The 15,266-nt window shown below is 66.3% G+C and carries 14 protein-coding genes and 1 tRNA gene; 8 read left to right on the forward strand and 7 right to left on the reverse strand.

Features of this window, described 5'->3' with window-relative positions:
- Nucleotides 1-36: 36 nt before the first annotated feature.
- A tRNA-Arg gene (locus HZY97_RS04515) sits at nucleotides 37-113 on the forward strand.
- 158 nt (nucleotides 114-271) lie between these two features.
- Here the strand turns inward: HZY97_RS04515 and HZY97_RS04520 are convergent.
- The 7 genes from HZY97_RS04520 to HZY97_RS04550 form a co-directional block, all read right to left on the reverse strand.
- On the reverse strand, nucleotides 272-1,573 hold the full coding sequence (locus HZY97_RS04520; protein ID WP_180140984.1) for an ATP-binding protein: 1,302 nt from the start codon (nucleotides 1,571-1,573) through the stop codon (nucleotides 272-274).
- Nucleotides 1,574-1,646: 73 nt separating this feature from the next.
- Nucleotides 1,647-1,859 carry a hypothetical protein gene (locus HZY97_RS04525; RefSeq protein ID WP_180140986.1) on the reverse strand — a complete coding sequence of 71 codons (213 nt, stop codon included), beginning with the start codon at nucleotides 1,857-1,859 and terminating at the stop codon, nucleotides 1,647-1,649.
- A 51-nt stretch (nucleotides 1,860-1,910) separates the two neighbouring features.
- Nucleotides 1,911-3,170 carry an N-succinylarginine dihydrolase gene (locus HZY97_RS04530; RefSeq protein WP_180140988.1) on the reverse strand — a complete coding sequence of 420 codons (1,260 nt, stop codon included), beginning with the start codon at nucleotides 3,168-3,170 and terminating at the stop codon, nucleotides 1,911-1,913.
- Entirely contained in the window at nucleotides 3,170-4,180 is a 1,011-nt protein-coding gene (locus HZY97_RS04535) for an arginine N-succinyltransferase (RefSeq protein WP_180140990.1), read from the reverse strand. Before HZY97_RS04535 ends, HZY97_RS04530 begins: the two co-directional genes overlap by 1 nt.
- The gene (locus tag HZY97_RS04540) at nucleotides 4,177-5,385 is read right to left on the reverse strand and encodes a hydrolase (protein WP_180140992.1); all 1,209 of its coding nucleotides are present in this window, start codon (nucleotides 5,383-5,385) and stop codon (nucleotides 4,177-4,179) included. The genes HZY97_RS04535 and HZY97_RS04540 overlap by 4 nt, the downstream gene beginning before the upstream one ends.
- 78 nt (nucleotides 5,386-5,463) lie before the next feature.
- On the reverse strand, nucleotides 5,464-6,405 hold the full coding sequence (locus HZY97_RS04545; RefSeq protein ID WP_180140995.1) for a YdiY family protein: 942 nt from the start codon (nucleotides 6,403-6,405) through the stop codon (nucleotides 5,464-5,466).
- Nucleotides 6,406-6,449: 44 nt separating this feature from the next.
- Nucleotides 6,450-6,929: an RNA pyrophosphohydrolase gene (locus HZY97_RS04550; RefSeq protein ID WP_180140997.1), complete on the reverse strand. Its 480-nt coding sequence runs from the start codon at nucleotides 6,927-6,929 to the stop codon at nucleotides 6,450-6,452.
- A 47-nt stretch (nucleotides 6,930-6,976) separates the two neighbouring features.
- Here HZY97_RS04550 and HZY97_RS04555 point away from each other — a divergent pair, with 47 nt between their 5' ends.
- The 7 genes from HZY97_RS04555 to HZY97_RS04585 all read left to right on the forward strand — a co-directional run bounded on the left by HZY97_RS04555 (nucleotide 6,977) and on the right by HZY97_RS04585 (nucleotide 15,186).
- On the forward strand, nucleotides 6,977-7,885 hold the full coding sequence (locus HZY97_RS04555) for a histone deacetylase (protein ID WP_180140999.1): 909 nt from the start codon (nucleotides 6,977-6,979) through the stop codon (nucleotides 7,883-7,885).
- Between the two features lie 51 nt (nucleotides 7,886-7,936).
- On the forward strand, nucleotides 7,937-9,880 hold the full coding sequence (locus tag HZY97_RS04560; protein WP_180141001.1) for a 2-oxoacid:acceptor oxidoreductase subunit alpha: 1,944 nt from the start codon (nucleotides 7,937-7,939) through the stop codon (nucleotides 9,878-9,880).
- On the forward strand, nucleotides 9,877-10,440 hold the full coding sequence (locus HZY97_RS04565; RefSeq protein ID WP_180141003.1) for a hypothetical protein: 564 nt from the start codon (nucleotides 9,877-9,879) through the stop codon (nucleotides 10,438-10,440). The genes HZY97_RS04560 and HZY97_RS04565 overlap by 4 nt, the downstream gene beginning before the upstream one ends.
- 10 nt (nucleotides 10,441-10,450) lie before the next feature.
- A complete protein-coding gene (locus HZY97_RS04570) occupies nucleotides 10,451-11,485 on the forward strand; it encodes a 2-oxoacid:ferredoxin oxidoreductase subunit beta (protein ID WP_180141005.1) in 1,035 nt (344 codons plus the stop codon).
- 104 nt (nucleotides 11,486-11,589) lie between these two features.
- Nucleotides 11,590-12,741, forward strand: a complete 1,152-nt coding sequence (locus HZY97_RS04575; protein WP_180141007.1) for an acyltransferase family protein — start codon at nucleotides 11,590-11,592, stop codon at nucleotides 12,739-12,741.
- A gap of 40 nt (nucleotides 12,742-12,781) precedes the next feature.
- Nucleotides 12,782-14,005 carry a cyclopropane-fatty-acyl-phospholipid synthase family protein gene (locus HZY97_RS04580; RefSeq protein ID WP_180141009.1) on the forward strand — a complete coding sequence of 408 codons (1,224 nt, stop codon included), beginning with the start codon at nucleotides 12,782-12,784 and terminating at the stop codon, nucleotides 14,003-14,005.
- Entirely contained in the window at nucleotides 14,005-15,186 is a 1,182-nt protein-coding gene (locus HZY97_RS04585; RefSeq protein WP_180141011.1) for a serine hydrolase, read from the forward strand. The genes HZY97_RS04580 and HZY97_RS04585 overlap by 1 nt, the downstream gene beginning before the upstream one ends.
- Nucleotides 15,187-15,266 lie beyond the last annotated feature (80 nt).

Below are 15,266 nucleotides of genomic sequence, written 5' to 3' on the forward strand. Positions count from 1 at the left end.
ATCCGAAAACCGCTTCTAAAGGCACCCCTCCAATGCGCGCCCGTAGCTCAGCTGGATAGAGCATCAGACTACGAATCTGAGGGTCGGACGTTCGAATCGTTCCGGGCGCGCCATTAAAAACCCCGCTAGGCCAGTGGCTTAGCGGGGTTTTTATGTTATGGGGCTGAAGGGATCGTCGGGGCGATTCGCGCGCCGTACCAACCCAAAGAAAAACCCCGCCGAGCAAAGCTGCCAGGCGGGGTTTCGATTTCCAGAGCCAGGAAGCTCGTCGTCAGGCCGTAGGCGGGTTGCCCGGCAGGATCACCGTCACGCGCAGGCCGCCAATCGGCGAGCGGCTCGCCTCGATCCGCCCGTGATGCGCCTCCACGATCGCGCGTGCCGTCGCCAGGCCCAGGCCCGAGGCGGCCGATTCATCGGCACGGTCCGAGCTGCGGTAAAAGGGCTCGAACAGCCGCTGAGCGAGCATGACGTCCACGCCGGGGGCATTGTCGTCGATGATCAGCCGCCAGGCATCGCGCGAGCTCTCCAGCCCGAGCACGATTCGGCCGTTCTTAGGCGTGTAGCGCAGCGAATTGTCGATCAGGGCGCTGAACAGCTGCTCGATCCGCGCGCCGTCCCATTTCACGATCACGGTATATTCGGGCAACGTGCTCGTCTCGAGCCGCACGCCCTGCGCCTCGGCGCGCTTCTTGTCGGCATAGATGGCGTTGTGGATCAGCGCGCGTGGGTCGACCGAGGCGAAGGTGACCGGCAGGCGGCCGAGATCGGCCAGCGCGACGGCATTGAGGTCCTCCGCCATGTGGATCAGCCGGCGCGTGTCCTCTTCGATCGCACCGATCAGCTCGGGCGGGAGCGGGGGCTCGACCTGGCAGAGCTTGATGAAATGCTCGCCCATATTCTCGGTGGGGTTCTTGAGCTCGCCCGAGATCGAGACGAGCCAGGTGCGGCGTGCGGTCTCCAGCCGGCTGAACTGGCTGGCGATGCGGCGCAGATTGCGCATCGTCGCGACGATTTCCGCCGGCCCGTCCTCGTCGAAATAGAGGTCGAGATCCCCGTTCACCACGTCCCGGCTCATCCCGTAGAGCTGGAGCTGCGGCTTCGACCAGCGCCGCGCGAAGATATAGGCCATCACCAGCAGCAGCACGAACAGCACCACCACGATTGCCGCCACGCCGATATATTGGGTGGCGAGCACGCGGCGGTCCTGGTCGGAAAGCTCGGGCTCACGGACGATCTTGGCGGTCGCCACCGTGCGGCCATCGACCTGCACCGGGCGCTCCGCACGCGCGGCCACGCCGGTAGTCGGGCCGGCGATCGCCTGACCCTGGGGATCGACCAGCAGTACGCGGCCGGCCAGCGGCCCCGATTGCTGCATCACCTGATCAAGCGGGCGCCCCGCGCGGGCCGCCTCGGCAACCGTCTGGACAAAGGCATCGAGCCGCTCGCTCTCGCGCTGCGCGAGCGTGGCCTGCTGGCCCTCATGCATTACGAAGACCATCAGCCCGCCCGGCACGATGGCCGCGAGCAGCGCCTGCGCCGCTAGGGTGGAAAAGATACCCGGAAACAAACGCACGCGCTTTAGAACCTCCCCACAGGTCACTCCATTTCGGAGTTACCCCCCGAGCGTTACAGACGCAATTACTCGCTCACTCGGGAACATCGAAGCTGTCCAATATCTTGGCGCCCGCCATGAACACCGCGATCGGGCAGGCCGCGAACAGCATCCAGCCGCCATAGCCGGGGAAGGTGCCGAGATAATGCACGCCCCGCTCGGTCGCGCCGCAGGCGAGGCCGTAGATCACGAGGAATGCCTCGAACTTGGTCTTGATCACGAACAGGCGGCCGAGGCGATAGAACATGCCAAAGGTTAAGCAAGCGCCGGGCCAACCGCGAAAACACGTAGTTTCGCGTTAAATTTGGTGGTTACCTGTAAGTAAATCCGACAGGTCGAGCGCCTCGAGCAGCGCCTGCCGCGCCGCCTCGACCTGCGCGATCAACGCCGGATCGCCGATCGAATCGTAGGGGATCGCTTCGGGCCAATGCGCCTCGATCACCGCGGCAATTCGGTCGAGCTTCGCGCCGTCGACCAGGAAGCGCGGATCGACGGTCGCCGGATCGCACACCACCCGCAGCCGCAGGCACGCCGGTCCGCCGCCATTGGCCATCGACTGGCGGACGTCGACCACCTCGAGCCGCCGGATCGGTCCATTGCCCGCGACATGGTCCTGCAGCCAGGTCCACACGCTCGGCGTGTCGCGTGCCTCGCCGGGCAGCACCAAAGCCATTTCGCTGGAGGGCAGCGTCACCAGCTGGGCATTGAACAGATAGGATTTGATCGCATCCGCAAGGTTCACCTCAGCCGCGGGCACCTCGACGATCTCCACTTCGGGCAGCATCGCGCGCAGATCGGCGTAGAAGCGGTCCTTGTCGGCAAAGGCATGCTCATGCGCGAACAGCACCCGTCCGTTCGCCACTGCGACCACATCATTGTGGAACGCTCCCGCGGCGATCGCTTCCTGCGACTGCTGGACGAACAACACCCGCTCCAACCGATGCTTGCGCGCCACCGCCGCACTGGCGTCGGGGTGCTGGCGGGCAGGGAAAGGGCCGCCCGAGATGCCGTAGACGAACACCTCAACCCCCGGCGCGCCGTGATCGGCGGCAAGGCGCATGTGATTGGCCGCGCCCTCGTCGCCGAACGGCGCCGGTACCGGGCCGTGCACGGTGAAGGCGGGATCGGCAAAGGCCAGCCGAAGCTGCGCCAACGTCTCGGGCCATTCATGGCTGCGGTGCGGCATCGTCACGAGGTTGGCGACGCTGAGATGGCATTTGCCGTCGCCGGTATCGGGCGCGGGCGAGACGGTGGCGGCGTTGGCCGCCCACATCGGCGAGGCCGAGAGCGCCTGCGCCTGGGTGTGGGGCGGCGCATCCTCGAAGCGCGTGCCGAGCGAGGCGAGCCAGCGATGATTCGGCCGGGCATGCGGCAACAGGATGCCCTGGGTCAGCCCCAGCGCGATATTCGATCGCATCTTGGCGATACCCTGCAGCGCCGCCGCGCGCGGGTGCGATGTCTCGCCCCGGTTGCGCGTCGCTGCTAGGTTGCCGTGGCTCAGGCCGGCATAATTGTGGCTCGGGCCGATGATCCCGTCGAAATTGATCTCGGTGAGCATCAGCGGCCGACGTGCAGCACGTCGTCGCCGACGCCGACGCCAAGCAGCTCGGCCGTCCGTGGATCGATCGCCGCGCCGTCGCCTCGCAGGGCAACACGCCCCTGCGTCACGCGGAAGGCCTTGAGCGAGCCCGTCGCGACCAGCGCAGCGTCGCCGCCCGCCTCCACCGCCGCGATTTTCGCTGCCTTGGCGTCACGCACGGTGTGCACCTGATCGGTCCGCGCGGTCATCGTCGGGCCGCCATCGAAGATGTCGACATAGCGTTCCCAGGCGAACCCCTCATTCTCGAGCATCCGCATCGCCGCGCGACCCGAGGGGTGTGGTAGGCCGATCACGCTGCGGGCACTTTCCTGGAGCATTGCGGTGTAGACGGGATATTTGGGCATCAGGTCGGCGATGAACTGGTTGCCGTGCACCGCATTGAAGCTGTCCGCCTCCTGGAAATTCATCCCGAAGAAGCGCCCGGCGATGCCATCCCAGAAAGGCGATCCACCCGCCTCGTCGATTACGCCGCGCAGTTCGGCGAGGATCCGCTCGGCGAAGCGCTGGCGGTGGCAGGCGATGAACAGATAGCGGCTGCGCGCGAGCAGCATGCCGAGGCCACCGGCGCGCTCGCCCGGATGGAGGAATAGCCCGCCCACCTCAGAACAGCCCTCCAGGTCGTTGACCAGGCTCAGCGTCTCGGCGCGGAAGGTGCGGCCCAGTTCCTCGCTATGCTTGGTCTCGGTGGCGAGGCGATAGGAATAGAAGGGCCAGCGCTGCCCCACTGCGGTGAAGATCTGGCAGGTGCCGCGTACTTCGCCGGTATCGGCATTTTCGAGCACCAGCACGAACACATCGTCGCCGGTCTCGCCCTCGGCCCGCTCAAACGCTTCATGGCTGCGGGCGAGCTTGGCGCGCAGCACGTCCTTTTCGGGCTGCAAATTGGTGAAGCCGCCGCCGGTGAGCTTCGCCATCTCGTAGAGCGCCTGCAGGTCCTCGTCGCGGGCAGCTCGGATCACGAAACTCATAACTTCCCCTTCTCGGCGATACGCAACATGGTGACGGCGGAGAGCGCGGCGCGTTCGGCCAGGCTCTCCGGGATCAGGAATTCGTCGGAACTGTGGATCAGGCCGCCACGCGCGCCCATCGTGTCGACCACCGGCACGCCGCACGCGGCGATGTTGTTGCCGTCGCACACCCCGCCCGAGAATTTCCACGACACCGGAATGCCCAGATCGGCGCCCGACGCCTTGACCAGCGCGAACAGCTTCTCGGCGCCGGGGTCGAGCGGCTTGGGCGGGCGGTTGAAGCTGCCATGCACATGGACGTGGACGTCATGCTTCACCGATACGATCGCCACCGCCTGGTCAATCGCGATCCGCGCGCGCGTGATCGCCTCGGGATCCTTGGGCCGGAAATTGACGCGCAGGATCGCTAGGTCGGGCACGACATTGTTCGGTCCGCCGCCGTCGATCTTGGCCGGGTTCACGGCCAGCCCGGGGGTCTTGGCGTCATTCAGCCGCATCGCGAGATCGGCCGCCGCGACGAGCGCATTGCGGCCCTCGTCGGGGTTGCGCCCCGCATGCGCCGACTTGCCGTGCACCACGATCGAGAAATTGCCGGTGCCGCCGCGCGCGCCCGCCAGCGTGCCGTCGGGCAAAGCAGGCTCATAGGTCAGTGCGGCGATCTTCCCCTGGGCCGCGCCCGCGATCAGGCTCGCGGAGGAGAAAGAACCCGTCTCCTCATCCGAATTGATCAGCACCTCATAGCCGAGCTGCCCGGCAAGCGGGCTTGCCTCCACTGCCTCCAGCGCCGCGAGCATCAGCGCGAGTCCGCCCTTCATGTCAGCGGCACCGGGCGCGTTGAGATTGCCGTCGGGCAACCAGCTATTCGCCTGGAAGGGATGATCGGCGCCGAACACCGTGTCCATATGCCCGGTCAGCAGGATCTGCACCGGTGCCTCGGGCCGCACTGCGATATGGAGATGCCGGCCATGCGCCAGCGGCAGCACTTCGCCGGCGGCGGTCACGCTCTCGGCAGCTTCAGGCTCCACCAGCACGAGGTGGCCGGGCAGGGGAGAGAACGCGTCGGCCAGCACGTCGGCCATCCGGGCCAGGCCCGCCAGGTTGCGCGTGCCGCTGTTGATCGCCGTCCAGGCCTCGGTCCGCGCCAGCATCGGCGAGGCCGCAGCCCTCTCCACCGCCGCGCATTCTGTCTTGGAAAGCTCGGTCATGCCGAGGGGGTAGCGCGAAATATTATTGCGGTCACCCCAGCGAACGCCGGGAAGTGCATGCAATCAGGGAATAGGTCGTCAGAAATCGACGACGAGGGCGGCGCGGCTCGTGGAGTCGGTGCTCTTGCGGCCCACCGCCGGCGTGCTTTCGAACTGCAGCGAATAGCTGAACTGCGCCGAGAGCGGCCCGAACAACCGGGTCAGCAACGCCGATTTGGACGAGACGGTGCTGTTCGCATTCTGCAGATAGGCCGAGGCGTTCTGCGTCACCGAGATGCCCTTGGTGATCTTCCAGCCGAAATCGAGGCTGCCGCGCGCCGCCGCGTTGCTCTCGGACGCCTGGTCGATGAAATTGGTGTAGCGGAACGCCGGACCCACTTCGAGGTCGAGCTTCACTGCCGGCGACTTGATCGCGCTGTAACCGATGCCGCTCGAGACCGAGACGCGGTCGCTGAAGCCCGAGAAGCGATCGCTCTCATACTGCGCGGCGCCGTAGAGATAGGCGCGGTCGTCGAACTTCCAGTTGGGCTCATAGGCGGCGAGATAGCGCTCGCGCGTGGTGATCCCCAGGCTCTCCTGGTAATCGCCCTGGATGCGCAGCTTGTGGCGCCATTCGAGCCCCTCGCGCTTCAGCTCCATCGCCGCGGCGATGCCGACATTCTCGGTATTGCCGGTGGTGACATAGCCGCCCAGCTCGGCATGGCCCTTCACCAGCGCGAAGAAATCGGCGCTGCGAATCTTGGCCTGCGCCTTCTTCACCCGGGAGTCGCGCCAGTCGGCGGCGATCTTCACGAGCTTGTCCGCGCTGTCCGGCGCTGCGCTACGGGCATATTTCACGATGACGGCGACGTCGTTCTCATTGCCCGATTCCATCGCCGCCTCGAGCATCAGCTTGAGCGCCGGCGGAACGTTGATCGCGGCCAGCGCGGCGGCGGCACCGTCATCATCATCGTCCATCGGCACGGCGAAGGCCGGAGCGGCGGTGAGCAGCAACGGCAGGGCAAGGAGCGAGGCGCGCATGAGTGGGTCCGTATCGCCCTTATGGGAGCGAAACTAGGGCAGGATCAGACGAGATGTTGTCCAAAGACGGTCAACAGCTCCTTATAGAGCTCCCGCTTGAACGGCACGATGAGGTCCGGGAGATCTTTCGGTTCCGACCAGCGCCAGGCGCGGAATTCGGGCTCGGCGGTCTCGATGTTGATGTCGCTGTCCTCGCCGAGGAAGCGGAACAGGAACCAGCGCTGCCGCTGCCCGCGCCATTTGCCCTTCCACAGGCGGCCGACCAGATCCTCGGGCAGGTCGTAGAACAGCTCGTCCGGCGCGGTGGCGACCAGCTCGGCCAGCTCCCGCTTCACGCCGGTCTCTTCCCAAAGCTCGCGCCACGCGGCCTCGATGGCGTCCTCGCCCGGATCGATCCCGCCCTGCGGCATCTGCCAGGCCTCGACCACCGAATCGAGCCGCTGGCCGACGAATACCTGGCCGTGGCGATTGAGCAGCATCACGCCCGCGCAGGGGCGATAGGGAAGGGAGGCGATATCGGTCATGGCGCCCATCTAGCGATGCGGGGCCGCCGCGCCTAGCTTCAAGGCGAATGATCCACCTCGTCCACCACCCCGACTATGTCGCCCCGGCGCCCAAGCGCAGCCAGTATCAGTGGAACAAGAACGGCCTGGTCCGCGACCTGCTGCGCGCCGAGGGCGAGATATTCACCTGGCACGAGCCCGAGCCGATGCCGCGCGCCTGGCTAGAGGCGGTCCACGATCCCGATTACGTCGAGGAAGTCCTCACGGCGCAGGTCCCGCCCGAGAAGGAGCGCCGCATCGGCTTCCCGGTCACGCCCGAAGTCGCCCGCCGCTCGCAGGCGGTACCCGGTGGCACGTATCTCGCCGCCCGCCTCGCGCTCGAGCACGGCTTCGCGGCTAACACCGCGGGCGGCAGCCACCATGCGCTTGCCAATACCGGCGCCGGCTTCTGCGTGTTCAACGATCTCGCGCTCGCGGCCGTCCGGCTGGTCGAGGAGGGCCACCGCATCCTGATCGTCGATTGCGACGTCCACCAGGGCGACGGCACCGCCGCGCTCACCGCGGGCCGACCTGAGATCGCCACCTATTCGATCCATGCCGAGAAGAACTTCCCGGTCCGCAAGGCGCGCTCCACCCTCGACGTGCCGCTGCCCGACGGGGTCGGCGACGACGAATATATGGAAACGCTCGAGCGCACGCTCCTCCCGCTGCTCCACGGCTTCGCCCCGGACCTCGTCCTCTACCAGGCCGGCGTCGACCCTTTGGCGGGCGACCGGCTCGGCCGTCTCGCGCTCAGCTATGAGGGGCTCGTTACCCGCGACCGATGGATTTCCGGCGTCATGACGTCACTCGGACTGCCCTTCGCCAGCGCCTTGGGTGGCGGATACGGCGAAGATGCGCTTGAGGTTTCCCGCCGCCACGTCGCCTCGATCCTCGCGCTGGGACAAGCAGTTGCGGGCCGGGCTTTGCAGTATTGAAATTGGGGCGTAGACATCTGCGCAACGATATAAAGACGCAGGAGACCGGCAATGGCGACTGCCGCGCATATGCTCACGCCTGAGGAGGCGTCGGCGCATCCCGCACCCGAGGCGATCGTGGTTCGCTTCGCCGGTGATTCCGGTGACGGGATGCAGCTCACCGGCGGCCAGTTCACGCTATCCACTGCGCTTGCCGGCAACGACCTTGCCACCTTCCCGGACTTCCCCGCCGAGATCCGCGCCCCGCAAGGCACCTTGTTCGGCGTCTCCGCCTTCCAGATCAATTTCGGCTCGGCCCAGATCGACACCGCGGGCGACCAGCCCGACGTGCTCGTCGCGATGAACCCGGCAGCGCTCAAGACCAATGTCGAGGCATTGAAGCCCGGCGGCCTGATCATCGCCGACGAGGGCGAGTTCGGCCAGCGCAACCTCGACAAGGCGAAATACGCCGCCAATCCGCTCGAGGATGGCAGTCTCGCCAAATGGCAGTTGCTCAAGCTCAATATCTCGCAGCTCACCCTCGATGCGGTGAAGCCCTTCGGCCTTGGCAACAAGGAGGCGCTGCGCTGCAAGAACATGTGGACGCTGGGGCTGGCGCTCTGGATGTTCGACCGCGACCGCCAGCCACTGGTCGACTGGCTCAAGGCCAAGTTCGCCAAGGCTCCCGAGCTCGCCGAGGCCAATATCGCCGCGCTCAACGCCGGCCACGCCTATGGCGAGACTGCCGAACTGGGCGCGATGGGGATCAGCCAGCGCCAGGTCGCCGCCGCACCCGCCGAGCCAGGGCTCTACCGCACCGTCACCGGCGCCGACTCGATCTCGCTCGGCCTCGTCGCGGGTGCGCAGCTTGCCGGGCTGAAGATGTTCTTCGGCGGCTATCCGATCACGCCCGCATCGGCGATCCTCCACGCGCTGGCGCGCTACAAGGAATATGGCGTCACCACCTTCCAGGCCGAGGACGAGATCGCCGCGATCGCGTCTGCCCTGGGCGCGTCCTATGCCGGCCAGCTCGGCGTGACCTCCTCCTCGGGGCCCGGCATCGCGCTCAAGGGCGAGGCGATGGGGCTGGCGATCATGACCGAGCTGCCGCTGGTCATCGTCAACTCGCAGCGCGGGGGCCCCTCGACCGGACTTCCCACAAAAACTGAACAATCCGATCTATATCAAGCGGTATACGGCAGAAATGGCGACGCGCCGATGCCAGTGCTCGCCGCGCGCTCGGCCGCCGACTGCTTCGATGTCGCGATCGAGGCGGTGCGGATCGCCACGCAATATATGACCCCGGTGATGCTGCTGACCGACGGCTATATCGCCAATGCCGCGGAGCCCTGGAAGGTGCCCGACATGAGCAGCTACAAGCCGTTTCCGGTCGCCTTCCACACCGAAGTCCCCGCCGAGGGCGAGAAGTTCCAGCCCTATGGCCGCGACGCCAGCCTCAAGCGCCCTTGGGTCAAGCCGGGCACGCCGGGCCTGCTGCATCGGATCGGGGGCATCGAGAAGGCGCAGGGCACCGGCAACATCGATTACTCCCCGGCCAACCACCAGGCGATGACCGACATCCGCCGCGACAAGGTGCTAGGCATCGACATCTCCGATCAGGCGGTCGAACAGGGCCAGGCCGGCGGCAAGCTCGTCGTGGTCGGCTGGGGCTCGACCTATGGCCCGATCGCCCAAGCGGTCCGCCGCGCGCGGTCAAAGGGGCATGACGTCAGCCATGTCCATATCCGCCATATCTGGCCGCTCCCGAGAAATCTTGGCGCGCTGCTAGAGAGTTACGAGCATATCCTCGTACCGGAAATGAACACAGGCCAGCTCAAGACGGTGCTGCGCGACCAGTTCCTTGTCAATGCGGTGCCGCTCAACAAAGTTAGCGGGCAGCCCTTCACGATCGGCGAGATCGAAGCCGCGATCGCCCGCCACCTCTCCAGCGACAGGCCCGAGGAACTGGGCCCCGACGACACCCAGCTTCCCAGCCCGGAGGCGGTGAATCCGTGACCCGGCTCGCCGCAATGCTGTTCTCGCTGCCGCTGCTGTTCGCCGCGCCTGCTGCGACTGCACAGACGGTCACGACGGCAGCGCGAATGTCGCCGCTGCTCGCGGCGCGTGTCGCAGCTTTGCCCGACACACTAGCCGGCCTGCTGCGCGACGACGGTAATGACGAGAGCGGACACCCTGCGCCGATGGTCGCCTACCACAGCATCAATCCCCAGGACCCCGTGATCACCGTCGTCCTGGCCGATGCGAAGAGCCCGATACCCTGGCCCGACATGGCCGAGAATGGCCGCGCCGGCCCCCGCCAGGCCGGGCTGATCGACACGCTGTTCGAAGGCAAGTTCAGCCTCGACGGGCATCCGAAGACCCGCAATTTCTTCGGCGATTACCTGACGAAACAAGGCATCAAGCAGAGCTGGATCGCCGATATCGACGGCGTCCGCGTCACCATCCTCGCAACGATCTACCGCGCCGAAGACCGCCGCAAGGTGTTCGACGCCATCCGCCGCGACCTGCTCGGCGGGATCACCATGGAGAAAGTCTCCACCGCGGAAGCGAATTGAGAGAGATCGCATGAACGAGATCACCACGATCAAGCCGAGCACGCCGAAAGACTGGGAGACCGATCAGGAGGTCCGCTGGTGCCCGGGCTGCGGCGACTATGCGATCCTCAAGGCGGTGCAGCGCACCATGCCCGAGATTGGCGGCACGCCGGAGAACACGGTGTTCGTCAGCGGCATCGGCTGCTCGTCGCGCTTCCCCTATTACATGGAGACCTATGGCTTCCACACCATCCACGGCCGCGCGCCGGCGGTGGCGACGGGGGTCAAGCTTGCCAATCCGGAGCTCGACGTATGGATCATCACCGGCGACGGCGATGCGCTGTCGATCGGCGGCAACCACACGATGCACCTGCTCCGGCGCAATTTGAACTGCCAGTTCCTGCTGTTCAACAACGAGATCTACGGCCTCACCAAGGGTCAATATTCGCCGACCAGTCGCGAAGGCACCCGCAGCCCATCCACCCCCTTCGGCTCGGTCGATCACCCCGCCAAGCCCTGCGCCTTCGCGCTCGGGGCAGGGGCGCGCTTCGTCGCACGGGGGATCGACGTCCACAAAAAGCTGCCCGAGGTCCTCAAGGCCGCGCATGCGCACCAGGGCGCGGCGTTCGTCGAGATCTTCCAGAACTGCATCGTCTACAATGACGAGGTCTTCGAGCCCTTCACCGCCAAGCCCAATGCCGCGGCGAACCAGCTCTGGGTCGAGCATGGCCAGCCGATGGTCTTCGCCGGCGGCACCCGCGGCATCACGCTCGACCGCGAGGCGCTGACGCTCAAGGTCGTCGACGTCACCGACGGCGACTGGGAAGGGGCGGGGGTGATCGTCCACAACGTCACCAACCGCGCCGTTGCGCATATGCTCGTCGAGATGCCCTTCGGCCCGTTCCCGATGGCGCTGGGCGTGCTGTACGACGATCCCGCACCGACCTTCGAAAGCGCCGTAGTCGCGCAGAACAAGGCGGCGAGCGAGGGGAAGACGGTCGACCTGCAGAGTCTCGTCGCCAAGGGCCAGACCTGGATGGTCGACAAGGAACCGCACAAACTCTGATACACTTGTCAGCTTGCATTGGTGGGCGACTAGCCTATCGCCCCGTTCATGTTGTCCCGCGCCTTCCCGCGTGAACTTGCGCCCGCCCGAAGCGTCTATCGGTAATGATTCCCGCCGACGGCACTTTCCGCACCCCGGCCGAGCGCGCCCGGCGGCACGATCTCGATGCGCTGCGGGCGGTGTTCCTGCTGTTCGGCATCCCCTATCACGCCTCACTCACTGTCCGGCCCGGTCCGTGGATCGCGAACTTCGGTGAACGGTCGCGCGACTTCATCCAGCTCGCCGACTATCTCCATCTGTTCCGAATGCCGGGCTTCTACATGATCGCCGGCTATTTCGCCGCGATGCTGCTCCAGAAGCGCCCGGTGGCGAGCTATCTGCCGTCGCGCCTTCACCGGCTCGTGCCCCCATTCCTCGCGGGCACCTTCCTCCTCGTCCCGGCGATGCATTTCCTGCTGCTGGTCGAGACGGGCCATCCGGCGCCGCTCGCGCGCTGGTGGGAAATCATGACGATGGTCGATCGCAACCCGTTCGAGCATCTCTGGTTCGTCCAGGTGCTGCTCTATTACACTGCGGCGCTTGCCGGGGTCGTCTGGCTGTTCCCGAAGCTCGCCCGTGCCGAACTGGGCGGCGAGCAGCGCGCGCTAGTCCGCTGGTTCATCCCGCTCACCCTCGCGACCGGCCTGATCCTCGGTCTGTGCGGCCTCGGCTCGCTCCAGCTCGAGCGCTATCGCTACCTCGATAATTTCGCAGTCAACTTTCTCTCGGCCCGCTACGCGCTCGACTATCTGCCTTGGTTCCTGCTCGGCGCGCTGCTCCAGCGCATCCCGGCGCTGGACCGCCGCTTCGCTCGCTTCTCGTGGATCCTGTTCCTCACCGGGCTCGCGGCCAGCATCGTGGTGGTCTTCTATCCGCGCCTGGTCCCATTCCTCTGGCGGCCGGTGCTCACCGGGGTCGCCGCGATCTGCCTCACCCAGGCCTCGCTCGGCGCGCTGGCGCACTTCATCCATGGCGAGCGCCGCTGGGTGAAGGCGCTCGTCTCGGCCTCCTTCGTGATCTATCTGTTCCACGAGCCGCTGATCGTGCTGGCCACGCCCTGGCTGGACATGCTGCCGATCCCGGTCTGGCCGAAGTTCATCCTGCTGTGCCTGGTCGCCTTCTTCGGCTCCTATGGCATCTGGAAGCTGATCAAGCTGAGCCCGGCGCTGCGCTACATCTTCAACGGCGAGCGCAAGAAGAAGCGGGCAGCAAGCTGAGCTTGCTCGACTCGCCAGCCCGTGCATTGTGCGCCCCGAGATGCATGCCCCGTTGAGCCAGTCCGATCCCGATACCCCGCGCAGCTGGTTCGCGCGCGCGCTCGCACCCTTTTTCCGCGGCCAGCTCGACAAGATCGACGCCGGCATCGCGCAGGGCAGCCTGTCGCTCAGCCTGCCCGACGGCACCGCCCGGCTGCTCGGTGGCCGCGCGGACGGTCCTGCCGCGATCGTCGATCTCAGGAGCTGGCGCGCCTTGCTCCGCCTCGCGATCGGCGGCTCGATCGGCTGGTATCAGGCCTGGGCACTGGGCGAATGGGCGAGCCCCGATCCGGTCGCCTTGTTCGCGCTGTTCGGCCTCAACCGCGCCGCGCTCGCCCGCCAGGCACGCGCCACGGGCTTCTCGAAGGCCCTCAAGCGCCTGCTCCACTGGCGCAACCGCAACCATCGCGGCGGCTCGCGGCGCAACATCCAGTTCCATTACGACCTGGGCAACGACTTCTACCGGCTCTGGCTCGACCCCGGCATGACCTATTCGAGTGCGTTGTTCACCGCGCCCGGCCAGTCGCTGGAGCAGGCCCAGCACGAGAAGCTCGCTGCGATCCTTGCCCGCACCGCCACGCAAGCCGGCGACGAGATCCTCGAGATCGGTTGCGGCTGGGGCAGCTTCGCCGAGCTGGCGGTAGAGCAGGGCCGCAAGGTCCACGGCATCACGCTCTCCACCGAGCAACAGGCCTGGGCGCATGCCCGCGTACCCGACAATGCCCGCTTCACCCTCACCGACTATCGCGACGTGGCGGGCCGCTATGACGCCATCGCCAGCATCGAAATGGCAGAGGCAGTGGGCGAGCCCTATTGGCCGGCCTATCTCGATACGATCGCCGGTGCGCTCAAGCCCGGCGGACGTGCCGCGCTCCAGGTAATCAGCTTCGACGACGCCTTTTTCGAGGACTATGCCTCGAACGTCGATTTCATCCAGGCCTATGTCTTCCCCGGCGGGCTGCTGCTTTCCGAGGCGCGCTTCCGGGCGCTGGCCGAGGCGCGGGGCCTGTCGTGGCAGGACCGGACGGGCTTCGGCCTCGACTATGCCGAGACGCTTCGCCTGTGGCGCGAACGCTTCGACGCGGCAGTGTCCGCGGGCACGCTCCCCGCACAATTCGACCGCAAATTCATAGACTTGTGGCGCTATTATCTAATGTATTGCGAAGGTGGCTTCAGGGGCGGCGGTATCGACGTCGTCCAGGTCACCTTGGTGAAGGAGGGGTGATGAAGAACTGGCTGCTCGCGGGCGCGCTCGCGCTGGGAAGCTTTGCGGGGCAGGGCGCGCTGGCCCAGGCGGTCCAGTCCCCCGATGTGAAGATCCAGGCGGGCGACAGCTCGGGCCTGCGCAAGGTCGGCGCCGAGGTGCTGTTCTGGAGCCAAGCCCAGCGCGACGCCAATTTCCCGCATATGGAAAAGCTTTTCCCCGGCCATATCGTCAAGGCCGGCACCAAGGTCCATCCGCTCCCCGCCGGCAAACCGCTGGCCTTCCCCGATGCCGATCTCGACGCCTTCATCGCCCAGCAGAACGTGGCCGGGCTGATCGTCCTCAAGAACGGCAAGATCGTCCTCGAACGCTATGCCCGCGGCTATTCGCAGCAGGGCCGCTGGACGAGCTTCTCGGTCGCCAAGTCCTTCACCTCGTCGCTGGTCGGCGCCGCGATCAAGGACGGCTATATCAAGTCGGTCGGCGAGCCCGTGACCAAATACATCCCAGAGCTCGCCGGCAGCGGCTATGACGGGGTGACCATCGCCCAGCTGCTCACCATGACGTCGGGCGTGAAGTGGAACGAGGATTATACCGACGCGAAGTCGGACGTCGCCCGCATGTTCCTCGAGCCGGTGCCGGCGGGGGAGGACCCCACCGTCTATTACATGAAGAAGCTCCCCCGCGAGACCGCGCCGGGCAGCAAATGGGTCTACAAGACCGGCGAGACCAATTTGATCGGCGTGCTGGTGATGCGCGCCACGCACAAGCCGCTCGCCACCTATCTGAGCGAGAAGATCTGGAAGCCCTATGGCATGGAGCAGGACGCGTTCTGGATGGTCGACCCGTCCGAGCACGAAGTCAGCGGCTGCTGCCTGTCGGTGTCACTGCGCGACTATGCCCGGATGGGCCAGTTCGCGCTCGAAGGCGGCAAGGGCGTCGTCTCGCCCGGCTGGTTCCGCGAATCGACCAGCGCGCATGCCGATATCGGCAAGCCCGGCTTCGGCTATGGCTATCAATGGTGGGCCTATCCCGAGGGCCGCTTCGGCGCGCAGGGCATCTTCGGCCAGACGATCCGGGTCGATCCGAAGACGAAGGTCGTGATCGCCATCTCCGCCGCCGCGCCCAAGGCCAGCGACGACGCCTATGGCAAGGCGCGCACGGAATTCGTCAACCGGTTGTTCGAGGCTGCTGCACACTGATCGTCATCCCGGCGAAAGCCGGGATCTCAGGCGAAGGCGCGATACGGCACGAGATCCCGGCTTTCGCCGGGATGACGGTT

It is taken from the genome of Sphingomonas sp. R-74633 (assembly GCF_013416555.1).
Classification (GTDB): domain Bacteria; phylum Pseudomonadota; class Alphaproteobacteria; order Sphingomonadales; family Sphingomonadaceae; genus Sphingomonas.